The following is a 23,295-nucleotide window of genomic DNA, read 5'->3' as shown; positions in this document are numbered from 1 at the left end:
CGGCAACAGAGCCAACGTCACGAACCTCGAACACTACAAGTCTTCGGACTACGACCCAGACACGAACGACGTCGAAGACCTCGCCAACGCGCTCATCCGCTTCGAGAACGGAGCTTCGCTCTACCTTGAGACGAGTTACTCGCTCCACGCACCCGAAGACCATCTGCTCGTCGCCGTGTACGGCGAGAAGGGCGGGGCAGAACTCGAACCGAGCCTCAGACTCGCCACCGAGAGCCACGACACCGTGATCAATATCGTCCCACAGGCGGACCTGCTGACCTTCAACTTCGACGAGGGCTTCCAGAACGAGATCGACCACTTCGTAAGCCTGTGCCTCGACGAGGCCGAAGACGTCGCGCCCGTGGCCCACGGCGTCGCGGTCATGCGGATGCTGTCCGCCATCTACGAGTCCGCGGCTCTGCGGCGCGAGGTGGCCCTGTGAGAGTCGGCATCGATATCGGCGGGACGAAGACTGCCGCGGTGCTACTCGACAACCGGGGCGAGATCGCAGGCGACCTGCTGTTACCGACCGGGTACGGAGAAGAGAAGGTGATGGCCACGGCGCTCGCCGCCGTCACGGAGCTCGCCCGCCTGAGCAACCTAACGCCCAGACAATTCGAATCGATCGGCATCGGCATCCCCGGCGTCGTCGACGCGGCCTCCGGGCGGGTGTCGCACGCCGTAAATCTCGGCCTCCACGGCCTCGAGCTTGGCGGCCGGCTCTCCACGGCACTCGGGGTACGGGTCCACGTCGAAAACGACGTGAACGCGACGGCACTCGCCGCCTTCCACCTCGTCGGGACCTCATCGAGTCAATCGATGGCGTACCTCAACCTCGGGACGGGGCTCGCGGCCGGGCTCATCCTGAACGGCGAACTCTGGCGCGGTTCACACCGCACGGCGGGCGAGATCGGGCACATCCCCATCGACCCGAACGGCCCCCTGTGCACCTGCGGGCAGCGCGGCTGCCTCGAAATGGTGGCGTCGGGCTCCGCTGTTGCGCGCCTTTGGCCCACAGACCACCCGCGCCCCGTGCAGGCGCTGTTCGAGGCGGCGAAGGACGGCAATGAGAAGGCCATCGCGCTGAAGGCCCAACTCGCCGAGAACATCGCTTCCGCCGTTCGAGTGCTCGTGCTCACCATCGATGTCGACACGGTCGTGATCGGCGGCGGCTTGAGCTCGATGGGAACCACACTGTTGCGCTCGGTTCAGTCGGTGTTCGCCCACTGGGCCCGCACTTCGGCCTTCCTCGCCTCCCTCGACTTCGAGTCCCGGGTCCGAGTGCTGCCGCAGGATTTCCCGGCCGCAGCAGTCGGAGCCGCACTCATCGGCGCAGCGGCCCGGCCCGCCTGATGGCTAACCGCACGGACGATCACCCACACAAAGGAAGACACCATGAAAATCGGCTTCAGCTCCTACAGCTTCAGCGACAAGATGCTGACCGGCGAGATGTCCATCGTCGACGTGATCGAGTGGATCGGCAAGAGCGATGGCGAACACCTCGAACTCGCCACCGTCTCGTTCTCGCCTAAGGGCACCGACACGGCCTGGAACTTCGACGACGACCCCGATCTGATCGAGACGATACGCTCCGCTGCCGCCACGAACGGCGTCGAACTCTCCGGTATGTGCATGCCGGCGGATTTCATCGGTGACGCAGCCGATCGTGTCGCGCAGATCGAACGGGTAAAGCAGCACATCCGGCTGAGCGACAGTCTCGGAATCCGCTACCTCCGTCACGATGTAACGCCGTGGGCTCGAAAGATCAGGGATGTCGTGGAGTTCGAGGAGAAGTTCGCGATCATCGTTGATGCCTCGGCGGAGATCGCGCGGTTCGCGGCGCAGTACGACATCCAGACAAGCATTGAGAACCATGGCTTCTTCATGAATGGCAGCGAGCACGTCCGTCGGCTCATCGCCGCCGTGCGCGAGCCAAACTTCAAGACCACCTTGGATGTCGGCAACTTCCTCTGCGTCGACGAGGATCCGCTCATCGCCACGAGGGCGAACCTGCCCGAAGCCTCGTTCGTGCACCTCAAGGATTTCTATATCCGGTCTTACGACTCCTTCCCCGGCGAGGGCTGGCTGACGACGAGCGGCGGCAACTATCTGCGCGGGTCGATCGTGGGCTTCGGCGATATGGACATGCGGGGCATCCTCTCCTCCGTCGTCACGAGTGGATACGACGGCTATGTCTCGATCGAGTTCGAGGGCAAAGAGGACTGCCTGTTCGCGTGCGAGACCGGGCTGACCAATGCCACGCGCATTCTTGAAGAGCTGCGTTCGCCCATATCGTGACGATCCGGATCGGGCTGGTCGGCTGCGGGAACGTGAGCGCGAAGTACTTGGCGACCGTCGGCGGCGCTCCAGGTGTGGAGCTCGTCGCCTGCGCCGACCAGGATGCCGAGCGCGCTCAGGTGGTGGGCGCTGAGTTCGGTATCCCGGTGCTTGCATCGGTCGAGGAGCTGCTCGCGCTGCCCGAGGTCGATCTGGTGCTCAACCTCACCGCCCCACGTGCGCACGCGGAGGTCTCGCTGGCCGCGATCGCCGCGGGCAAACACGTGTACAGCGAGAAGCCACTCGCGACGACGCTCGAAGATGGCATTCGTGTCGTCGAGGCCGCCGACCGCGCCGGAGTGCGGGTGGGGTGCGCCCCCGACACCATTCTCGGCGAGGGGTTGCAGGCGACGGCGAAACTCATCGCCGATGGAGCGGTCGGGCGCCCGCTGTCGGCTATCAGCATCCTCGCCACAACCGGTCCAGAGCACTTCCATCCAGCGCCGGAGTTTCTCTACCTTGAGGGCGCCGGGCCGCTCTTCGATATCGGTCCGTACCTCGTGAGCGCGCTCACCTTTCTGCTCGGGCCGGTCCGCGCGGTGACCGCGACGACCGCGATGCCGGTGGAGACGCGGACCGTGCGGGTGGGCGGACACGCGGGCGAGACCTTCAGCGCGGCGGTTCCGACCTTTATCTCGAGCATGCTCGAGTTCGAGAGCGGAGCAGTCGCGACCCTCCTTCAGGGTTGGGATGTAGTGGGCACGACTGCCCCGCGCCTCGAGATCCATGGCACGGGCGGCAGCATCGCCGGTCCGAGCCCGGACAGCTGGGGCGGACCGCTGCGGCTCATGCGTGTAGGCGACCACGGCTTCGCCGAAGTGATGCCGACCGGTTCGGCAGGCTCTCGCCTCGGCATCGGCGTGCTCGAGATGGCTGCGGCGCTCGAGGCCGGTGAGGCGCCCGCGGCCTCCGGCGAGCAGGGTCTACACACCCTCGCGATTCTGCAGGCGATCCTGCGCTCGGCGAACTCCGGACAGCGGGTTAGTCCCTAGCTCTCCGTCCAAGGCGGAGTGCGCAAGCACCGGCCGTCATCTGCCCACGACGGCCGCGGGCTGAGCTTGAGCGCTCACGGACTACTCAGCTCATCCAGTCCTAAGCTGACTTGGACAGCGCCCGCTGCATCAAGTCACTAACGGCCGCGATCAGCCGCACCTCATGGGCCCACCAGCCCGCCGCTGGCTGCTGCTCCACAAGCACATGAAGGTCCACGGCTCGCACCTTGAGAAGCAAACCGGCTCTTCGAACTTGACCGGGCACGCCGGGCTTCCCGACTTCACGTGAGCGGCCCGTGACCTCGGTGCCTGTGGGCCCGCTTTCATCGCGGTCCGACTCTGACTGACTGCCTTCGGCATCGCTTAGAGATTGGGGTGGACGATCAACTGATCCACGTGGATCACGCAAACCTCGAGGATCACACCCCACTACGCGATCCGTGCGTAGTCGGCACACCAATAGGACTCCAACCTCAGAGGGCTCGTCGAAGGCAAGTGGCGAGCACCTCGGGCCGGGCCGCGACCGGATCGTGGGCGAGGTCATCATCGGGCTCATCGAGGGTGACAGTCAGAACGGAACTACCTCAACCGGGTGGACGCCGACCTTCGGTCAAACGAGTCGTTCGGGATCACCGATCTGCTCATCAAGGCCGGTGCGGTGGGCGGCCGCCGAACGTCAGAAGGTCAGGTTGGCGCCCGGAATGGCGGCCAAGAGCTCACGCGTATAGGCGTCCTTCGGGTCGTCGAAGATCTTTTCCGGCGACCCAGACTCGATGATCCGCCCGGCCCGCATGACGTGCACGTCGTCCGAGATCATCCGCACCACCGCCAAGTCGTGGCTGATGAACAGGTAGGCCAGGCCGAGTTCCTCTTGCAGTGACGCCAGCAGCTCAAGAATCTGCGCCTGCACCACGACGTCCAACGCCGAGACCGCCTCGTCCAGCACGACGAGCTCCGGTTCGAGGGCGAGTGCCCGGGCGATCGCCACGCGCTGTCGCTGGCCGCCGGACAGCTCGTGCGGCAACCGCTGACCCATCTCTGGGCCAAGAGAGACCTTCTCCAGCAGGCTCGCTACGGTGTCCCGTCGGCTGTCCGATGTCCCGACTTTATGAACCCGCATCGGTTCGGCGACGGACCGCTCGACGGTGTAGCGCGGATCAAGCGAGGCATACGGGTTCTGGAAGACGGGCTGCACCCGCCGTCGAAACGCCATGGTCTGGGACTTCCCGAAGTCGGCGACGTCGTTGCCGTCGAAAACGACTCGTCCTAACGTCGGCTGCTCCAGTCCGAGGATGAGGTTGGCTGTGGTCGACTTGCCCGACCCGGACTCACCGACGATTGAAACTGTGCGGCCTGAGGCGATCGAGAACGAAACGTCCTGCACAGCCGTGATCTGGTCGGAGCCGCGTCGGCTGCCGCGTAGCGAATACGTCTTGCCGAGGTCCTCGACCACCACAAGGGGTGAGCGGGTCGGAGCTGCGGCACCCGAGTCGTGTGCGGGTTTGGCCTCTCTCAGTCGAACCGAGTTGAGGCTGGGAGCAGCCGCCAGCAACCGCTGGGTGTACTCGTGCTGGGGGTCGCGTAGCACCTCGCTTGAGTCGCCTCTCTCGACGATCTCGCCGCGGTACATGACCGCGACCGTGTTTGCGCGCTCCGCAGCGAGCCCAAGATCGTGGGTGATGAGCAGCACGCTCGTTCCAATTTCCTTCGTCAGGGTGCCGATTGTGTCGAGGATGCGTCGCTGCACCGTGACGTCGAGGGCCGACGTCGGCTCGTCGGCGATGAGCAGCTGCGGGCGGCAGGCGAGCCCCATCGCGATCAGCGCCCGTTGCCGCATCCCCCCGGAGAACTCGTGGGGGTATTGGGGTGCTCGACGCTCGGCATCGGGAATGCCGACGAGTGCAAGCAGCTCGACGGCGCGGGTGGCGGCCTCACGCCCGGACGCCAAGCCATGGACCTCCAGCGCCTCGCCGATCTGGTCGCCGATTCGCATTAAGGGGTTGAGGTTCGACATCGGGTCCTGCGGCACCAGCCCGATGCCGGCCCCACGGATCCGGGTCATCTCACGATCGCTCGCGTCAGCGAGGTTTCGGCCCTGGAACTCGATCGCGCCGGCGGTGATCCGCCCGTTTGACGGCAGCAGCCGGTTAATCGCCGCCGCGGTCGTTGACTTGCCCGACCCCGACTCGCCGACCACCGCGAGCGTTTGACCCTGACGCAGCTCAAGGTCGACCGTTCTGACCGCCGTCGTCTCACGTCCGCTCGTCCAGAACGCCACCGTGAGTCCGCGGACCACGAGGACTGGTGTGGTCTGGGTGTGGCGCATCGGCGCGACGCTTCCCCGTTGGGCCGGGTCAGGAATCACGGGCGTCCACATCCGGTGCCAGCGAGCGCGCCAGCCGCAGCTCTAGCTCGCCGAACTGCGGCTCGACCCGCGTCACCCCGTCGGCGGCGAAACCGTGCCGGGCGTAGAACCCGATCGAGGGTGCGTTCGCGGCGAAGACCCACAGGCATGCGCGCACGGCGCCGGCCGCCTCCATCACCGACGTTGCCACGGACAGCAACCGCCGGCCCGCTCCGCGCCCCTGCCCCAAGGGGGCGACGTACAGCGAATGCACCCAGCCGATGGCTGCCACCGACTCTGCGTCGGCGGAGTCCCGCATGCCGACCGACACCACACCGACCACGCGATCATCGTCCGCGGCGACGAAGACGGACCGGTCGGTCCGACTCAGAGCCCGCGACCACAGCTCGCGCGCCTCCGGGTCGCTTATCGATGCAACCAGAGCCGCTGGAAGGATCGATGCATACGTGGTCCGCCAGCAGTTGAGGAACACCTCGACCACCGCGTCGAGATCGTCGGGCGTCGCGGCGCGTACCTGTTGGTTCCTCTGGCCAGTCACAGTCGTCGTCTCCCCGCCACGCCCAGGTCGAGCGCTCGCGGTGGCTGAGACAAAGGTGTCGGCAGCAGCAGAGGAGCCGCTCCTGGGGTGAGGGCGCCGAGGACGCGACCGCCACTAGCACCGGTACCCGCCGGGAGCGCGCCGGGCAGGCCATGCCAGGACAGCCAACCGATGAGCGCAAAAGCCATAGCCTCTTTGTCGTCGGTCGGCACGCCGGTCTCGTCAGAGCCGATGACCCTCACATCGTCGAGCGCGGCCCGCAAGGCGTCCATGAGTGCCGGGTTGCGCCACCCCCCTCCTGACACCACGAGCGTGTCGACACCCTGCGCGCGCACCTCCCTGGCAATGGACCGGGCGGTCAGCTCGGTCAGGGTGGCCACCAGGTCGGTGGCCGCAACTGTGCTGTCGAGCTGCATCAGGGCCCTGGCCACGTATGCGCCGTGGAAGTGCTCCTTGCCCGTGCTCTTCGGGGGTGGCAGCGCGAAGTAAGGATCCGCGAGCAGGCGTTGCAGCAGAACAGCATTCACCACACCGGCCCGAGCGACCCGGCCGTCAATGTCATAGCCCTGTTCGGTCAGCCCTCGCTCGCTCACGACGGAGTCGATGAGCGCGTTGGCAGGCCCGATGTCGTAGGCGATCAGCCCGGTTCCCGGGCGCAGTACGGTCATGTTGGCGATGCCGCCGAGATTGAGGGCCGCGGGAGTGCCACCGAACCCGGCCAGCAGCAGGGCGTCGAGGTAGGACACCAGAGGTGCCCCGTGGCCGCCGGCGGTGATGTCCCGGATGCGGACGTCGGCGAGGACGGGTACGCCGGTCCGTTCGGCGATCCACGCCGGCTGGCCGATCTGCAGGGTGCCTAGAGCGTGGTCGCCGTCGACCCAGTGGAAGACGGTCTGGCCGTGCGACGCTACGAGATCCACACCGCCTCCTGCTGCCTCGACAGCCGAGCAGGCTGCGTCCGAAAACGCCTGGCCGATGAGGGTGTCGAGCTCGCATACCTCGGAGAAGGTCGTGGCCGCCGGCGGTAACGCCGCGACCAGTCGGTTGCGCAGGACGGTGGGATACGGGGTCGAGGCGGAGTGCTGCAGCACCCCGGTCAGCACGTCGCCGTCGAGATTGAAGTCGACCACGGCAACGTCGATGCCGTCATGCGATGTGCCTGAGATCATCCCGAGAACCCTCACGGCAAACCTTCCTTGCTGACGGAGGGGCGGCTTACCTGGCCACCCGGTTGGCTATCCGCCGGCCGGTCGGCTGCACGCCGCGGATGGCTGTTCTCGTCTGCGGCCAAGACCGTCTGGAGCCGGCCGTGCGCGTCGTCCAGCAGCGCCTGCGCCTGTGCCGCGGTCACCCCCGTCAACAGCCGGATGACCGCGGGTTTGACGCAGTAGTCGGTTTCCTCGAGGGCACCGATGGCGAGCTCTCGAGACGCGCCGGTAATCGAGATGATCATGCGAATGGCGCGCTCACGAAGCTTTTCGTTGGTGACGCGCACGTCCACCATAAGGTTGCCGTAGGTTTTACCGAGCCGGACCATGACGATCGTCGAGATCATGTTGAGGACCATCTTCTGCGCCGTGCCGGCCTTGAGGCGGGTGGAACCGCTGACCACCTCAGGGCCGACCAGGACCTCGACGGGGTGTTCGCTCACTGCAGACAGCGCTGTCGCCCGGTTGCAGGAAAAGCCGACGGTCAGCGCCCCGAGCTCGCGGGACCGGCGGGCGGCCGTGACCACGTACGGGGTCCGCCCGCTCGAGGCGATGCCGACCACGGTGTCGAGCGGACCGATCGCCGCCTCGTCCATCGCTGCGGCGCCTGCTTCGACATCGTCCTCGGCCCCCTCCACCGCGGACACGAATGCCGCCGACCCGCCTGCGATGATCGCCCGGGCCAGCTCGCCGACACTCATCCGGTCGATACCGGAGAATCGATCGTCGGCCGCCTCCGTGGTCAGGTGAGCGAGCGGGCCGAGGTCCTCGATGTCACCGGTGTTTCCAGTGTCAACGGTTTCTGGGTTGAGCGCGGTGTCCGGCAGGTGGCCCGCCTCCTCGTTCAACGTGAGCCCCGCATCCTCGGGTCGAGCACATCGCGGACGCCGTCTCCCAGCAAGTTGAGCCCGACCACCAGCAGGACGATGACAGCGCCCGGCGCGACCATCGTCCACGGCGCGATATTCACCAGAACGCGCGCCTCGTAGACCATCGAGCCGAGGGACGGGGTCGGCGGCGGCGTTCCCAGCCCGAGAAAGCTCAAGGCAGCCTCCGTGAGCACAGCCCAGGACAGCGAGAGGGTGACCTGGACGATGACGATCGCGCTGATGTTGGGCAGGACGTGCCGGAACATGGTGGCGGCCCTGGACTGCCCGGTAGCAGTCGCTGCCTTGACGTACTCGATCTCACGCAGTGACAGCACCGGTCCCCGCGTGACGCGGACGAAGATCGGCACGTAGACCACCGCGATGGCCACCGCCACCGTGAACCAGTTCCGGGTGAAGACCGAGGCGAGCGACAGTGCCAACAGCAACGGCGGGAAGGCGAACAGGACGTTGGTCACCGCGCCGATGACGGTGTCGGGCAGGCTGCGCAGAAATCCCGCGGTGACGCCCGCGAGGGTGCCGATGACGCTCGCGAAGGCCACAGCGACAACGGCGATGAGCATCGAGTTCGCGACGCCCGCGGCGACGCGGGTGAACACGTCACGACCGAACTGGTCGGTGCCGAACCAGTGCGTGCCCGACGGCGCCTGGAGTCGAGCCGGTGGGTCCTGCGCCACCGGGTCATAGGGCAGCAGACCGAGGGCCGACACGAGCGACAAGGCGACCAACAGCACGACGATGACCAGACCAACGAGACCGCTGACGTTGGTGAGCAGCCCTCGCCAACGGTGCACGCTGCGCATCCGGGACGAGGTGGGAACCCCGGCGTCAGCCAGCTCGGTCATGACGCCCGCACCCGCGGGTCGATGGCCTGGTATAGCAGGTCGGTGAGTAGGTTGACGATGACGAACAGCAACGCGATGACAAGCACGCTGCTCTGCACGAGCGCATACTCCTTCTGCTGTATGCCGATCAGCACCTGGCGTCCGATCCCCGGCAGCGAGAAGATCTGCTCCACCACGACGGCGCCGCCGAGTAGGTAGCCGAACTGCAGGCCGGTCATCGTCACGATGGGGATCAGGGCGTTGCGCAGCACGTGCCGCACTTGCAGCCGCCGCGGCGGCACGCCCTTGGCCCGGGCCGTGCGGACGAAGTCCTCGGAGGCCACCTCCAGGACCGCAGTGCGGGTGGTTCGCATGATCGGTGCGGAGATACCGAATGCGAGCGCGAACGCCGGCATGGCCATCTGCTGAAGGTTGAGCAGCGGGTCTTGCAGCAGTCCCGCGAAGTTGCGGCCGTTGGGGTTGTAGCCGAACCGTGAGGCGAAGACCGAGAGCAGCGCCGAGGCCAGCAGGAACGCGGGTATCGACAGTCCGGCCAGTCCGACCAGCTGGCCGAACCCGTCACGCACGGAGTTGGGGCGTGACGCAGACAGCATGCCGAGCGGCACTCCGATGAGCAGTGCCAGCACGATGGACGCGATGGCCAGCTCGATGGTCACAGGCAGCGCGCGGGATGTCAGGTCGAGCACGGTGGTCTGGCTACGGGAGGAGAATCCCAGGTTGCCGGTCAGGATGTTGCCGAGCCAGGAGAAGAACTGGCTGAGCAACGGTCGGTCGATGCCGTAGTAGGCCTGTAGTTGCGCCTTCTGTGCTGGCGTCAGAGCAGCCGCCTCTGTGCCCAGCCCGGCCGTGATCTGGTCACCCGGAATGGCCCGCAGCATGATGAACACGACCACGGCGACCCCGAGCAGTGTCAGCACCGCACCCCCGAGCTTGCGTACCAGCCCGTTTTGCAGCAGCGCGGTCACTGCGTGACGGTGGTGCTCCGCAGGAACTGCAGGGAGCCGTTGGCCATCGGGGTGAAACCCCGCACGCCGCTGGTCGTAGCTGTGTAGGTGTAGCTCGTGAACAGCCACACCCACGCCGCGTTGTTCTCCAGGTCGTCCGATACCTGCGTGTAAATCTTGGTGCGCTCGGCTTTGTCGGTCGCCTTCTTTCCCTGCGCGAACAGCTGGTCGAGCTCGGGTGAGCTGTACCCAGCAACCTTGTTGAGATTACCGGTGCTGGTGAAGTAGCGCCCGTACATGCCGTCGGGGTCGGGGCGTCCGCCGTTCAGGGCGACCGCGGCCTCGAAGTCCGCCGCGACCCAACGATCCACATAGGCACCGGACTCCAGCACCTCCAGGTCGAGGTTGATCTTGGCTTCGGCCAGCTGGGCCTTCAGGCTCTGTGCCTCGTTCACCGAGGTGGCGTACTCACCCTGCGACACGATCGTCTTGATCGTCACTGAGGACTTACCCGCCTTGGCGAGGTACTGCGCGGCCTTGGCCAAGTCACGCTTCGGACAGGGCCGTGCGTCCGGGTCAGACTTGTATGCCGGTGAGGTGATCGGCCCGGTGACCTCACCCTCACCGAGCGCTGCCGTGTCGAGCACCTGCTTGCGGTCGATCGCGCATTGGATCGCCAGACGGACGTTGACGTCCGTGAGGTCACCCTTGCGAGCGTTCAGCTGCAGCACGTGGTAGCTCAGCTGAGGCGTCTTGGCGACCTTGAGCGTCCCACCCTCAGCGGCCTTGGCCACGAGAGGGTCGTTGAGCACCGACATCTGGACGTTGCCGGACTGCATGGAGGACACGATCGACGTCTCGTCGGGGATGACGCGGAACTCGAGGGAATCCAATGTGGCCGGGGTCCCGTAGTAGCTGGGGTTCTTGGACAGGGTGAGCGACTGGTTGGGAACCCGGGCCTGGAACTCGTAGGGCCCGGAACCGTTGGGCTTGGTCTGCAGGGCGGTCTCGGTGTCGGTCGAGGAGAGGATGGCCATGTTGACCGAGGCCAGGTTGGCCGGCAGCGAGGCGTCCGGGCTCTTCATTGTCAGCACCACTGTCGTCGGGTCCGGGGCGGCCACCGATGCCACTGACGCTAGTGAGGACCGTGCGACAGCGGCGGTCGCCTCGGTGTTGATCTTGTCGAGGGAGTACTTCACGTCGGTCGAGTCGAGCGCGCTACCGTCGGCGAACTTCAGTCCCGGGCGCAGTTTCATCGTCAACGTCATGCCGTCGGCGGACGGGGTCCAAGACTGCGCAATCCCGGGCACCACGTTGAGGTCCTTGTCGAATTCGGTGAGGGTGCCGTAGATGTTCTGTAGGACGTTGACGGCCTGGAACTGGGTCGCCTTCCAAGGAAAGAGCGTGTTGGGGTCGGTGGTGATCCCAACGACCAGTTTGCCTCCAGGGGCGCCAGCGCCCGCAGTGACGTTGTCGGTTGCCGTCGTCGACCCGCTGGAGCAGGCCGCGATAACCAGCGACGTGGTGAGCGCGGCACCAACCAGAGCCGCGCGAGTAATTCGTGAACGGATGGGCATCGAGGGACTCCTCATGGAGATCGGCAGTGTGAGAAAAGTACCGAAGAGTCCGCCTCCCGGATACCCGCCCTGACAGACAGCCGTTCGCCAGAGCGGTTGTACGCCGTTGTACCGTCATTGGCCATCGCCGTCATGTCTGGTCGGTCGGGGCCAGGCTAGGGAACTGGCCCCTGCGAGTCGCTCATATAGCGATTCTTGCTCGCCTGGTCGACTGGCTCCTGGCCAAACCGCTGTCAGCGAGCCCCTCCTGCCAGATCACCCGACGCTCACGGGCGAGCAAGAAGTGTGGGCAAAAGCAGAGGGACGCCAATCGAGGCCGCGAGCACGACAGCAACGGAGACCGGCCACGAAACGGCGAAAGCGAACCAGTACCGGGCCTCTGTGGGTGTCCGTACCCCCAGCGAAGTACGGCTACGGCGTTCCACCCCATGTCCGAGGGCCACCTGGCGCCCCGGGCCGACGTGACCCCTGCGGCGCGTACGCGCTGGTTGATCAGATCTTTTGGGTCGGGCCGAGGGTGATCAACCGATGTTGATAAGATCAATTGGCTAGCCAGACCCCTTATCAACTGGAGGTGTCATGCCTCGCGGACGGCCCTCGCGCGCAACCGTCCACGCCCGGCTGGAGGCAGCCCTCGCAGAGCTGCGCGATCGCCTGGGCGGCCTCCCGTCGCCGAAGGAGTCGGAGGCCATCTGGTCAGACATCTGGCATCTGGAGGCCCACCACTCCACAGCACTCGAGGGCAACACCCTGGTCTTGCGCGAGGTCGAGCTCTTGCTGGAGGAAGGCAAGGCCGTTGGGGCCAAGCCGCTCAAGGAGTACATGGAAGTCAAGGGGTACGGTGACGCGGCCCAGTGGGTGTACGCGCAGGCTCTCGAACCTGGCGACTGGCACGACGGAGGTCTGATCTCCACCCAGGAGCTCCGGCACATCCATAAGGTCGCCATGGACCCGGTATGGCAGGTCGCGCCGCATCCTGAGGCAACCGACCGCGAGAGCCCCGGCAACTTCCGTGAACACGACATCCATCCGTTCGGCGGGGGGATGACGCCTCCAGCCTGGCCGTTGGTCGACGTCCAGGTGCGCGGGTGGGTCGACGCCGTGAACGACCAGCAGGTCGGCTTGGTGGCGACGGACCAGCCGACACCCTTGCCGGAGAGGCTTGCCCAGATCCACAACCACTTCGAGCGGATCCACCCGTTCATCGACGGGAACGGGCGAACAGGCCGACTCGTCCTCAACCTGCTCCTCGTGCGCCTGGGATACCCACCGATCGTCGTGCTGAAGCAGCAGAGGTCCTCGTACCTGACGGCGCTGCAGAAGGCGGACGTGGACGACGTCGGACCGCTCGGGGAGCTCCTCGCCCGGGCCATGTACGACAACCTCAACCGCTTCATCGTCCCGAATCTCGCCGGCCCGGCCCGGCTCGTCCCGCTGGCCGCCTTGGTCAACGAGGAGTTCACCATCGCTGCCCTCCGGCAGGCGGCTCAACGCGGGCGGCTTGACGCTGTCCAAGGATCCGACGGTGTCTGGCGCAGCTCCCGCAAGGCTGTCGACCAGTACAAGAGGATCAAGGGGAAGAGACGCGGTTGAGCCGGACCTGCGTCGGGGACGAAGCTGGGGAGCTCCTCAGGATCGCTACCTCAAGTACTGGTCAGCTCGCTTCCGATGCGGCTCAGACCTTGACGGAAGCGGGGTCCTCGACTTCCAAGGTCTGACGCCCGCAGCCCTCGGCGGGTCCGAGCTTCGTACTCCAGAAAAGTACTGCAGTCGGGCCCAAACGGGCGTCGTCCAGTGCCCTGGAGAGTCCTCAGTTGTGCTCAATCACCCTCTGGCGCAACCCAGTCGTGCAGTTTGCAAGCAGGGGGTTAGGGGTTCGAGTCCTCTTGGCTCCACCAGTATTGAAGATCGCCGTTCAGACAATACGCCGGTGTCTGCCGACCACTCATCGGGTTACGCGCGTGCCACAGTGGACCTGTGCGGTCGTTAGAGGACGAGGTCGAGCTCCGGCGTGAGGCGATGGTCTGGCTTGCGCTGCGGACGAACGACGGTCGAGACGCGATCAGCCGCGATGAGTTGACCCGCTTCATGTATAGGGGCGAGCGGCTGACTCTCATAGACCAGGGCCGAGGCATCCGCAAACCGCGTGACTGCCGGGCCGCGCTCACAATAATGACGGTCCATAGTCGGCACGTCCGATCACGGCCCTACGACGATGTCCTCGGCCCTGATGGATACCCGCGTTACAAAATGCGGGGCGACGCGCGCGGCACGGCGGACAACAACGCTGTCATGCGGGCTTTAGAGCTACAGCTACCCATTATTTGGTTAGTCGGCGTCGATCCCGGCTGGTTCCAGGCCCTGTTTCCCGTCTACGTCATCAGTGCCGAGCCGGAGCTCGAACAGTTCGTCCTCGCGTATGTCAAGGCGCAGGCGCTACCCGTGCTCGACTCGCCCCTTGAGGAAGTCCTGAGGCAGTACGTGCTGCGCGAGACACGACAGCGGCTTCATCAGCCAGTCTTCCGCTCCATGGTCATGCGCGCCTACGAGACACAGTGCGCGGTCTGCTCGCTGCGCCACACGCAGCTACTGGACGCCGCCCACATCGTCCCAGACGCGAACCAGGATGGAATCGCGGCGGTACGCAACGGCCTCGCCCTTTGCAAGATCCACCACGCGGCCTACGACGCCGGCATCCTGGGAATCGCTCCGAGCTACGAAGTCGCCATTCGACATGACGTCCTTGCGGAAGTCGACGGTCCACTATTCGAGTACGGCATCAAAGGATTGCATGGCCAACCCCTTATGGTGCTTCCCCAACGCCGGGCCGACCGCCCGGACCGGGACTTGCTCGAATCGCGCTATATGCGCTTCCTCAGCGCCTGAAGGGTCGCGCCGGTACTTCGCCCGTAGCGCTCCCGCGCCAAGTTCGTCGACTAGTCGCACCGCCTGGCCTGCTCGATGTATCCGTTGGACCTCCGTACGTCTCTCTATCGGCATGAGCCATGGAAACGCTGACAACGGAGTCACGACCCCGTCATCCACCTTCTACGAGCAGGGCCGGTTCGGGCGGATGTTCCCGACCCTCCCCGCATTCTCGGCGGACACGCCGAGCATCCGCAAAGCCCTTGTCGAGATCGGTAAGGCGGGCGGGATCATGGACGCCCAGGACGACCTGTCCGACCCGATCACCCTCATCACCGACCCGGCCAAGAGCGCGCACAACCCGAACAACCCCACGCTCACCGCCGGGTTCACGTTTCTCGGACAGTTCCTCGACCACGACATGACGTTCGACCCGACGTCGAGCCTCGCGCGAACCCAGGACCCTGAGTCGATCCGCAACTTCCGGATCCCAGCCCTCGACCTGGACAACCTCTACGGAAGCGGTCCCGGCGCCAGCCCCGCGCTCTACGACCAGAGCGTCGACGGCGGGCGGACGACGATGCTCGTCGAGGAGACCCCCGGCTCCGCCGCCAAGACGGTAGATGGCCAGCCGCGCTACGACCTGCCCCGCAACTCGCAGAAGGTCGCCGTCATCGGTGACCCACGAAACGACGAGAACCTCATGGTGTCGCAGCTGCACGTCGGGATGCTCAAGTTCCACAACGCCGTCGTGGCCGACGTCAAGGCCGAGCTCGGCGCGGCATACACGCCGGAAGAGATCTTCGCCGAGGCGCAGCGGATCGTGCGCTGGCACTACCAGTGGATGATCATCCACGAGTTCTTGCCGCGCACGATCGGTCCGGCCACGACGAACGACATCCTCAGTAATGGACGCAAGTTCTACAACTGGCGCAACGACCCCTATATCCCTGTCGAGTTCTCTGTCGCCGCATACCGCTTCGGGCACTCGCAGGTTCGGCCGAGCTACCGTGCCAACTTCGGCACCAGCGCCACTGACTCAGCCCAGCAGTTCTTCGGACTCGTCTTCAAGCCCGGCGACCCCAACCCCGGCGACCCCGACGACCTGCGCGGCGGCTGCCGGGCACCGCGGCGGTTCATCGACTGGCAGACGTTCTTCGACTTCGGCGACGGGCGGGTCAAGCCGAACAAGAAGATCGATACTGCTCTGTCGAGCATCTTGTTCCACCTGATGGGGCAGGGCACCGGGACGCCAGACTCTCTCGCCATCCGCAACCTGCTGCGCAACCTCACCATGAAGGTGCCGTCGGGCCAGGCTGTAGCCAAGGCGATGAAGCTGCCCGTCCTCGCCGCGGCTGACCTCGCGGACCTCGCCGGCGTGTCGGGCGACCACCTCGACGAGCGGACCCCGCTGTGGTTCTACGTCCTGCGAGAGGCCCAGGTCACGGCTGCCGGCGAGCACCTCGGCCCGGTCGGCGGCCGGATCGTAGGTGAGGTCATCATCGGCCTGATCGAGGGTGACAGCCAGAGCTACCTCACGCAGGATCCCGAGTGGGTCCCGACCTACGGGAGCAACGGGACCTTCCTGATCACGGACCTGCTGACCAAGGCCGGTGTGGTCGGCACGCTCTAGCGAGGCGACCGGCACGCCCCGGCCGGGGCTGGTGCCGGGGTGCGCCACGCGAGTCGGGTCTGCGGGTCGCGCTCATTCGCGGTCCTCGAGGGCTGCACGGAGATGGCCCCCGGCCCGGTCGAGGCGGGCCTGCGCCTGGCTCGCAGAGACGCCGAACACGAGGAGGACCACCGCCGGCTTGACGGCATACTCGGTCTGCTCCAGGGCAGCAACGGCGGCCGAACGAGGCTCACCGGTGATGGTGCAGACGATCCTGACGGCTCGCTCCCGCAGCTTGTCGTTGCTGGCTCGCAGGTCGACCATGAGGTTGCCGTAGGTCTTGCCCAGCCGGACCATGACGATGGTCGAGAACATGTTGAGGACCAGCTTCTGGGCGGTCCCCGCCTTGAGCCGCGTCGACCCGCTCACGACCTCCGGTCCGACGAGCACTTCGACGGGGTACTCGCTCTCTCGGGACAGAGGAGTGTCCTCGTTGCAGGCCAGACCGACCGTGAGAGCGCCACGTTCGCGAGCGCGGCGGACGGCGGCCACGACATAGGGAGTTCGTCCACTGGAGGCGATCCCCACGACCGTGTCCAGAGGCCCGACATCAGCCTCGTCCATCGCGGCAACCCCCGCCTCGACGTCGTCCTCCGCCCCCTCCTGCGGCGAGGTCAGCGCGTCGCGACCGCCGGCCATGATCGCTGTCACCTGCCCGGGTCGGGTGTCGAAGGTGGGCGGGCTCTCGGAGGCGTCCAGCACCCCGATCCGTCCGGGTGTTCCCGCACCGACGTAGACGAGTCGGCCGCCCCGCTCCATCCGCAACACCGACGCCTCGATGGCGGGGACGAGCTGACCCAGGGCCCTGTGGACCGCTGCGGGGACCTCGGCGTCGGCGTCGTTCATCGTCGACGCGAGCTCGGCGACGCTCATCCGGTCGATGTTGGCGAAGCGCACATCAGCCGCTTCCGTCGTCAGGTGCTGCAGCAGCTGTAGGTCCTCGTCGACCTGGTTCTTCACGGCGACCTCCCTTGACCACGGATCGAACCCGTCACGCGTAGGCACGGTTGCCACAAAAATACCCCTGGCTCCGTATGCGCGTGCCTTACCTTCGGGTAGGTCACCACCGGGCAGCCCGGCCGCTGTCGACCGAACTCACGCCTTTCCGCACCGAACTCACGACCTCGTGGGTTTTACGCGCCCGACAGAGACGGAAACCGTTGAGAACGTGAGTCCGGTCGAGAATCCGATGGTGAGTACGCTCGATAGGATGTCTAACCCCGGGGGGTCAGGTTCGTGAGGTCTCGAAGCCGGTGGGGCGCGGCCCGTCGGGCGTCCCCGATCGCGGGGGCGGCACTCGTCCTGTCGGTGGCCGGTTGCACGGCCTCGACGCCCCCACCCACGCCCACGGGTTCGAGCTCGGCGTCGAGCACAACGTCACGCGCGACCACCGCAACGACAAGCACGATCAGCCCGACCAGCACCACGAGCACGCCCAGCCCGAGTAGCAGGCCGATCACTCCGCAACGGATAGGCGACACCGTGACGTTCGCGCACTTCACGGTCCGGGTCGACGAGGCCACCGGGTCCGAAGCGCAGGGCTACCTGGTACGCGCGCGCGTCTGCGTGACGTCGCTGCCGCCAGGGTCCACCGACGACACGACCCGCATCTCGTGGGACCCCTGGACGGTCCTCGCGGCCACCGGCTCCTCGAAGTCGCACCTCTACGACGGGTCGCATCCGCCGAGCGACATGTACCCCCAGAGCGCCCAGTATGCGGCCGGTCAGTGTGCGGCTGGGTATATCCCGTTCTCGGACCAGAACTCACCGACCCTGACAGTTGACTACCGGAACGAGCTCGGCGACCACGCCCAGTGGAAAGCCCACTGACTCCGGCTCGGCCCTGACAGCGGTCAGGCACGGGGCACCATCGCGCGCCCGAGGTTCATCCGGACTCTGAAGTTTCCGACATTGTTCAGTTTCCAGGACGCGAAACTCGGGAACATCTGAGTTCGGATCGAGGTCACGCCCCTGAACCCGGGAACATCTGAGTTCGGATCGACGTGCTGTGGTCCCGAGGGCGGGACATCGGATACCGCAGTGACGTCGACGACCGTCAGGGCGCCGCACCGGCCTCGCAGACGCCGTCCCGGCGGTGCTGCGGCCCGCCTCCCCGACCAGGGCCAGTCGGTGCGGGCGCGCAAGCGCCGTTTCCGGGGTGTCGCGTATGCCAGCCCGGCTAGCTCCCGTCGGTCGCGTCCTCGACCCTCTTGCTGGCGCGGCCGGCCCCTTTGGCGACATCCGCCTTGACGTCACCGGCAGCCCCGGCCACGTCGTCGGCGACATCGCCGGCGGTGTCGCCCGCCTGGTCCGCAACCTCGCCGAGCACGTCGACCGTGTCGGAGCCGGCGTCCTTGGCCGAGTCGACGGAGTCCGCCGCATCGCCGGCTTTGTGCTTGGCCGAGCCCGCGGCGTCGCCAGCAGCGTCCTTGGCGGAGTCGACGAAGTCCGCCGCATCGCCGGCTTTGTGCTTGGCCGAGTCCACCGCGTCGCTCGCGGCGTTCTTCGCGGCGTCGGCCGATTTGGTCACGTCGTGGGTGATGTCCCCGGCCTTGGTGCTCAGGGCGTGAGTGGCTTCACTAACCGACTCCTTGGCCTTGTCCGCGAGGTCGGATGCCTTGTCGGCCGCCGTGCTCGCCGCACTGGCGACACCGCCCTTGGCGGACGAGACCCGGTCACTGAAGGTCGAACCCGTCGAACTCGTCGAACCGCGACCGGAGGCCGGGGGCGTGTACGTGCTCGAAGGCGTCGCCCAGGGGTCCTCCTTGGGCTTGCGGTTCGCGAGCACGACCACGACGGCGCCGATGGCCGCCACGATGCCGAGGCCGATGAGCAGCTTGCCCTTGCCGCCTGCCTTCGACGTGACGACGTCGGCTGTCCGGTTGGAGACGTCGACGGTCTGGTCCTTCGCGGCCACGACCTGGTCCGTGGCGCTGACGGTGGCGCTGACGGCGTGCTCTTTGGCGGTATGTGCCGCCGCGACGACGGTGGCAATGGCCGCCGAGAGCCTGGGCAGCCAGTCGTCGACGATGGCGTCGTGCGCCGCGTCGACCTTGGGCGTGAGCCCGTCGACGGCGCCCTGGACCTTCGGCGCGGCGACGCCGAGCGCCTTGTCGACGTAAGGCCTGGCCTTGTCGACGGCCGTCTCGACGACGGGCTGCAGTCGTTCGCTCGCGGCCTCGTAGGCCTCCTCGAGGCGTGGCTTCGACCACTCGACTGCCGCCTCTGCACGGTCCCGGGCTACGGGGGCGTAGGTGCGGGCCGCTTCGGCCGCCGCGTGCGCCGCATCCTGGGCACGTTCGCGGACGACCGGCCCGTAGGACGAGGCGAGGTCGGCGCTACGACTCGTGGCGGCGTCCGCCCGGTCGCGTACGGCGTCGACATAGCCGGCATACGAGGGATCCTTCTTCCGACCGAACACAGTTCCTCCTGCAGGCTGCTCTCGGGTGCGCCCCTTGTGGGCCCGTGTGTGCCCGTGTGTGCCCTGATGGGCCTTTGTGGGCATGAAACGGTATTGCCTCGGTCCCATCCTGCCCTGTTTCCGTACGCCGCACACCACTGCCTCGCAGGTGAGAGGCACTGGAGCGTCATCGGGCAGCGCGGGAGCTCATGGGAGGATGACGGCATGAAGGCAATCCTGCACACGAACCTCGGCGACATCGCCGTCACCCTCTTCGCCAACGAGGCCCCCAAGACCGTTGAGAGCTTTGTCGGACTGGCCAAGGGAGAGAAGGAGTACAAGGACGACGCGGGCCGCACCAACCCCACGCCGTTCTTCGACGGGTTGATCTTCCACCGGATCATCAGCGGGTTCATGATCCAGGGCGGTGACCCGCTGGGGAAGGGCTTCGGCGGTCCCGGATACACCTTCGACGACGAGATTCACCCCGACAAGACCTTCACCAAGCCCTACCTGCTGGCGATGGCCAACTCCGGCAAGCGAATGGGCAAGGGCACCAACGGTTCGCAGTTCTTCATCACCGTCGGCGCGACCCCTCACCTCAACGGCAAGCACACGATCTTCGGCGAGGTCGCCGACGGGCCGAGCCGTGAGGTCGTCGACCGGATAGCCCGGGTCGAGACCGACCGGTCGGACAAGCCTCGTGAGGACATCGTCATCGAGAGCGTCACCTTCGACGAGAACGCCTGACACCCGGAACCACCGGGGACCGCAGGCACGTTCGACAGGCACGATGAGCGAGCACCACGCATACCAGGCACCCGTCGACGTGCCCGTCTGCCCACGGCACCCCGACCGCGAGTCCCATGTGCGCTGCCAGCGCTGTCACCGGCCGGTGTGCCCGGAGTGCCAGCGTCCGGCTGCCGTGGGTGTGCAATGCGTCGACTGCGTCCGCGAGCAGGCCCGGTCCGTCCGACCCACCGTCACGGTGTTCGGCGGTCGGGCGCGCGACCCGGGCTGGGCCTCGAAGGTCATCATCGCCGTCTGCGTCGTGCTGTTCCTGGGACAGATGGTCCGTCCGGCCCTGACCAACGAGCTCGCGTTCGCCCCGGTCGTGGGCTGGAGCGAACCGTGGCGGATGCTGACGGCCGCCTTCCTGCACAGCCCGAGCAACTACCTGCACATCGCGTTCAACATGCTCTGCCTCTGGCAGATCGGGCCCTACCTCGAAGGGCTGCTGGGGCGGACCCGGTTCGTCGTGCTCTACCTCGTCAGCGCCATCGGCGGATCGGCCGGAGTGGTCCTCATCGCTGCCGCACCGACCAGTCTGGTCAGCGTCACAGCCGCCCAGAACGACTACCAGTCCTGGTTCACCGCCGTCGTGGGGGCGTCCGGTGCAGTCTTCGGGTTGTTCGGCGCGCTGCTCGTGCTGAACCGGCACCTCGGCCGGACGACCGCAGGCATCGGGATCACGATCCTGCTGAACGCGGTCCTGGGTTTCATCGTCCCGGGCATCGCCTGGCAGGCGCACGTCGGCGGCTTCGTTACCGGGTTTGCCTGCGCCGGGGTGATCGCGCTGCTCAACAAGGAGCACCTGCGACGGTATGCGCTCGCCGGCCTTCTCGGGGTGCTCGCCCTGGTGCTGGCCGCGATGGCGGTCAAGTACTCCGCCGTGCCCCCGGTGCTGCGCTGAGCTGACCCGACGGACTTACACCGGTGTCATTTGTCCCCATGCTGGGGACAACACTGTGGACAACCTCAGCGCCAGCGCATCGCCATGCCGAACCCGGCGAGCAGCAGGGCGAAGCCGATGACCAGGTTGCCGTAGTTGAACTTGCCAATCGGCCAGGCGCCCTGGGTGATGTAGAAGACGACGATCCAGGCGAGGCCGAGCAGGAGCAGGGTGACGAAGACGGGAACCCACCACTCGGGGTTGGGCGCCTGCGCCTTGGACTTGGCGGGCGGCGTGTAGCTCGCCCGCTTGTCGCGGCCTTTGGACTCGGGCACCGGGTGACTCCTTGGGAGGGTGGATCCAGCAGAACTGTCGGTGGCTTAGCGTAGTTCCTGCCACGCCGAGGAGCGGAAACCTGTGCCACCCACCAGCAGCACGTCAGCGCGCCAGCCGACCCCACCGCGTCGACAGACCCCACCCCGCCGACACGAGGAGTCCCGCCGGCCGCGGCGGCGCCCGTCGACGTGGGCGTTAGTGGTGCCGGTGGCCGCGGCGCTGGCCGGCGTGCTCTTCGCGACGAGCTTCAGCACTGCCCAGGGGACCGACCTGCGGACCGCCGGCCGGGACCTACCGAGCCTGGTCGCGGCTGCCAGCCGCGACGTCGCCAGCAAGGCCGAACAGGTGAGCGCGTTGCAGTCCCAGGTCGACGACCTCAACGCGGCCGCCGCTCCGGGCAACGCCTCCCTGGCCGACATCAGCGCACGGATGGCTGCGCTCGCGCCCGGCGTCGGCACGACGGCCGTGCGGGGCGCCACGCTGCAGGTCTCGCTCGACGACGCCCATCGCACCGCCGCCTCGTTGCCGAAGCCCTACGGTCCGGACGACATCGTGGTCCACCAGCAGGATGTCCAGGGTGTCGTCAACGCGCTGTGGGCGGGCGGCGCGGAAGCGATGATGATCCAGGACCAGCGGGTCATCGCAACGACCGCGGTCCAGTGCGTCGGCAACACCTTGCTGCTGCAGGGGCGTGTCTACTCGCCGCCCTACGTAGTCACCGCCATCGGCGACCCCGACCGGATGCGCGCCGCCCTCGACGCTGACCCGCAGGTGAAGATCTACCGCGAGTGGGTCGACGCGGTCGGTCTTGGCTGGGACGTCACGCAGAAGGACTCCGCCGAGCTCCCGGCATACACCGGCCCGGTCTCGCTCGACGCGGTGCGGGGCGAGTGAGCTGCCGGTGAGTGGCCGATGAGCTGCCGATGAGCAGCCGATGAGCAGGGTCCGGGCGACGATCGGGGTCGTCGGGGAGCTGTCGATCACCCTCGGCGTGCTGCTCTTGCTGTTCGTCGTCTGGCAGCTCGGCTATGTGGGCGTCGTCGAGTCGAACAACCAGGCGGGCATCGTGTCGGGGCTCGAGCAGCAGTTCGACGCGCCACACCCGGTCGGCGGCGGATCTCCTACGACGTCGGCGCCGCTGACCGCGGCGGACCTCACCGACGGCAGCGTCTTCGCGGTCCTGCGCATCCCCCGCCTCGGCGGACCGACCTGGGCCAAACCGGTCCTGCAGGGAGTCGGCCTCGACGTGCTGGCCAAGGGCCTCGGCCACTACCCACAGACTCAGCTACCCGGCGAGGTCGGGAACGTGTCGATCGCCGGCCACCGCGCCGGCCATGGGAACCCGCTGATCAACATCGATGCGATCAAGCCAGGGGATGTCATGGTGCTGGAGACCCGCGACGGCTGGTACGTCTACCGGGCGGTCCGCACCGAGATCGTCCCGCCGACGACGGTCGAGGTGCTCGCGCCGGTTCCCGGACAACCCGGCGTCACTCCCACGCAGGCCTGGTTCACGCTCACCTCCTGCGACCCCCGCTACGGCTCGACGAACCGCTACATCGTCTTCTCCCACCTCGAACAGTCCATCCCGCGCGCGCAGGGCCTGCCCGAAGGACTCCTCGCCGACCCCGCCGCGCAGAGCTGAGGAGCACCGCCG

23 protein-coding genes are annotated in these 23,295 nt (G+C 66.9%); 12 read left to right on the top strand and 11 right to left on the bottom strand.

Annotation, left to right across the window (positions count from 1 at the left end):
• The 4 genes from ABI385_RS07740 to ABI385_RS07725 all read left to right on the top strand — a co-directional run.
• Positions 1-442 (top strand): Gfo/Idh/MocA family oxidoreductase (locus tag ABI385_RS07740; protein WP_348103169.1); only part of this gene is annotated, 442 nt, incomplete at its 5' end.
• Complete coding sequence (locus ABI385_RS07735) at positions 439-1,353, top strand: ROK family protein (protein WP_348103168.1); 915 nt, start codon at positions 439-441, stop codon at positions 1,351-1,353. The genes ABI385_RS07740 and ABI385_RS07735, both read left to right, overlap by 4 nt.
• Before the next feature lie 42 nt (positions 1,354-1,395).
• Positions 1,396-2,298: a sugar phosphate isomerase/epimerase family protein gene (locus tag ABI385_RS07730; protein WP_348103167.1), complete on the top strand. Its 903-nt coding sequence runs from the start codon at positions 1,396-1,398 to the stop codon at positions 2,296-2,298.
• Positions 2,295-3,329, top strand: a complete 1,035-nt coding sequence (locus tag ABI385_RS07725) for a Gfo/Idh/MocA family oxidoreductase (protein ID WP_348103166.1) — start codon at positions 2,295-2,297, stop codon at positions 3,327-3,329. Before ABI385_RS07730 ends, ABI385_RS07725 begins: the two co-directional genes overlap by 4 nt.
• A 676-nt stretch (positions 3,330-4,005) precedes the next feature.
• On the opposite strand, the gene ABI385_RS07720 is transcribed toward ABI385_RS07725, so the two are convergent.
• Genes ABI385_RS07720 through ABI385_RS07690 form a run of 7 tightly spaced genes read right to left on the bottom strand, consistent with a single transcriptional unit; the run spans position 4,006 to position 11,693 of the window.
• Complete coding sequence (locus ABI385_RS07720) at positions 4,006-5,655, bottom strand: ABC transporter ATP-binding protein (protein WP_348103165.1); 1,650 nt, start codon at positions 5,653-5,655, stop codon at positions 4,006-4,008.
• 28 nt (positions 5,656-5,683) lie between these two features.
• Positions 5,684-6,232 (bottom strand): GNAT family N-acetyltransferase, encoded by a 549-nt coding sequence (locus tag ABI385_RS07715; RefSeq protein WP_348103164.1) that lies wholly within the window; start codon positions 6,230-6,232, stop codon positions 5,684-5,686.
• Entirely contained in the window at positions 6,229-7,401 is a 1,173-nt protein-coding gene (locus ABI385_RS07710) for an anhydro-N-acetylmuramic acid kinase (RefSeq protein ID WP_348103163.1), read from the bottom strand. The genes ABI385_RS07715 and ABI385_RS07710 overlap by 4 nt, the downstream gene beginning before the upstream one ends.
• Before the next feature lie 11 nt (positions 7,402-7,412).
• Complete coding sequence (locus tag ABI385_RS07705) at positions 7,413-8,288, bottom strand: N-acetylmuramic acid 6-phosphate etherase (RefSeq protein ID WP_348103162.1); 876 nt, start codon at positions 8,286-8,288, stop codon at positions 7,413-7,415.
• On the bottom strand, positions 8,285-9,172 hold the full coding sequence (locus tag ABI385_RS07700; protein ID WP_348103161.1) for an ABC transporter permease: 888 nt from the start codon (positions 9,170-9,172) through the stop codon (positions 8,285-8,287). Before ABI385_RS07700 ends, ABI385_RS07705 begins: the two co-directional genes overlap by 4 nt.
• On the bottom strand, positions 9,169-10,137 hold the full coding sequence (locus tag ABI385_RS07695) for an ABC transporter permease (RefSeq protein WP_348103160.1): 969 nt from the start codon (positions 10,135-10,137) through the stop codon (positions 9,169-9,171). Before ABI385_RS07695 ends, ABI385_RS07700 begins: the two co-directional genes overlap by 4 nt.
• Entirely contained in the window at positions 10,134-11,693 is a 1,560-nt protein-coding gene (locus ABI385_RS07690; RefSeq protein WP_348103159.1) for an ABC transporter substrate-binding protein, read from the bottom strand. Before ABI385_RS07690 ends, ABI385_RS07695 begins: the two co-directional genes overlap by 4 nt.
• Positions 11,694-12,272: 579 nt before the next feature.
• Here ABI385_RS07690 and ABI385_RS07685 point away from each other — a divergent pair.
• From ABI385_RS07685 to ABI385_RS07675, 3 genes are all read left to right on the top strand, one after another.
• Complete coding sequence (locus ABI385_RS07685) at positions 12,273-13,286, top strand: Fic family protein (RefSeq protein WP_348103158.1); 1,014 nt, start codon at positions 12,273-12,275, stop codon at positions 13,284-13,286.
• Between the two features lie 384 nt (positions 13,287-13,670).
• Positions 13,671-14,579 carry an HNH endonuclease gene (locus ABI385_RS07680; protein ID WP_348103157.1) on the top strand — a complete coding sequence of 303 codons (909 nt, stop codon included), beginning with the start codon at positions 13,671-13,673 and terminating at the stop codon, positions 14,577-14,579.
• A 112-nt stretch (positions 14,580-14,691) separates the two neighbouring features.
• Entirely contained in the window at positions 14,692-16,191 is a 1,500-nt protein-coding gene (locus ABI385_RS07675; protein WP_348103156.1) for a heme peroxidase family protein, read from the top strand.
• Between the two features lie 72 nt (positions 16,192-16,263).
• Here the strand turns inward: ABI385_RS07675 and murQ are convergent, their stop codons facing one another.
• Positions 16,264-17,190 carry an N-acetylmuramic acid 6-phosphate etherase gene (gene murQ / locus ABI385_RS07670; protein ID WP_348103155.1) on the bottom strand — a complete coding sequence of 309 codons (927 nt, stop codon included), beginning with the start codon at positions 17,188-17,190 and terminating at the stop codon, positions 16,264-16,266.
• Positions 17,191-17,444: 254 nt separating this feature from the next.
• Positions 17,445-17,690 (bottom strand): hypothetical protein, encoded by a 246-nt coding sequence (locus ABI385_RS07665; protein ID WP_348103154.1) that lies wholly within the window; start codon positions 17,688-17,690, stop codon positions 17,445-17,447.
• Between the two features lie 22 nt (positions 17,691-17,712).
• On the opposite strand from ABI385_RS07665, the gene ABI385_RS07660 reads away from it, so the two are divergent.
• Positions 17,713-18,060, top strand: a complete 348-nt coding sequence (locus tag ABI385_RS07660) for a hypothetical protein (RefSeq protein WP_348103153.1) — start codon at positions 17,713-17,715, stop codon at positions 18,058-18,060.
• Between the two features lie 349 nt (positions 18,061-18,409).
• On the opposite strand, the gene ABI385_RS07655 is transcribed toward ABI385_RS07660, so the two are convergent.
• A complete protein-coding gene (locus tag ABI385_RS07655) occupies positions 18,410-19,651 on the bottom strand; it encodes a hypothetical protein (RefSeq protein WP_348103152.1) in 1,242 nt (413 codons plus the stop codon).
• Between the two features lie 204 nt (positions 19,652-19,855).
• Between ABI385_RS07655 and ABI385_RS07650 the strand changes: the two genes are divergently transcribed.
• Positions 19,856-20,380, top strand: coding sequence for a peptidylprolyl isomerase (locus ABI385_RS07650; RefSeq protein ID WP_348103151.1), 525 nt, complete (start codon positions 19,856-19,858; stop codon positions 20,378-20,380).
• 43 nt (positions 20,381-20,423) lie between these two features.
• A complete protein-coding gene (locus ABI385_RS07645; RefSeq protein WP_348103150.1) occupies positions 20,424-21,323 on the top strand; it encodes a rhomboid family intramembrane serine protease in 900 nt (299 codons plus the stop codon).
• Between the two features lie 65 nt (positions 21,324-21,388).
• On the opposite strand, the gene ABI385_RS07640 is transcribed toward ABI385_RS07645, so the two are convergent.
• Positions 21,389-21,637, bottom strand: a complete 249-nt coding sequence (locus ABI385_RS07640; protein WP_348103149.1) for a cell division protein CrgA — start codon at positions 21,635-21,637, stop codon at positions 21,389-21,391.
• Positions 21,638-21,836: 199 nt separating this feature from the next.
• On the opposite strand from ABI385_RS07640, the gene ABI385_RS07635 reads away from it, so the two are divergent.
• Together ABI385_RS07635 and ABI385_RS07630 are read left to right on the top strand one after the other, a co-directional pair.
• Positions 21,837-22,532 (top strand): DUF881 domain-containing protein, encoded by a 696-nt coding sequence (locus ABI385_RS07635; protein WP_348103148.1) that lies wholly within the window; start codon positions 21,837-21,839, stop codon positions 22,530-22,532.
• Positions 22,533-22,572: 40 nt separating this feature from the next.
• Positions 22,573-23,283, top strand: coding sequence for a class E sortase (locus ABI385_RS07630; protein WP_348103147.1), 711 nt, complete (start codon positions 22,573-22,575; stop codon positions 23,281-23,283).
• Positions 23,284-23,295 lie beyond the last annotated feature (12 nt).

The organism is Lapillicoccus sp. (assembly GCF_039935575.1).
In the GTDB taxonomy this organism is placed as follows: Bacteria; Actinomycetota; Actinomycetes; order Actinomycetales; family Dermatophilaceae; genus Lapillicoccus.
This window is presented reverse-complemented; position numbering and strand designations above follow the sequence as displayed.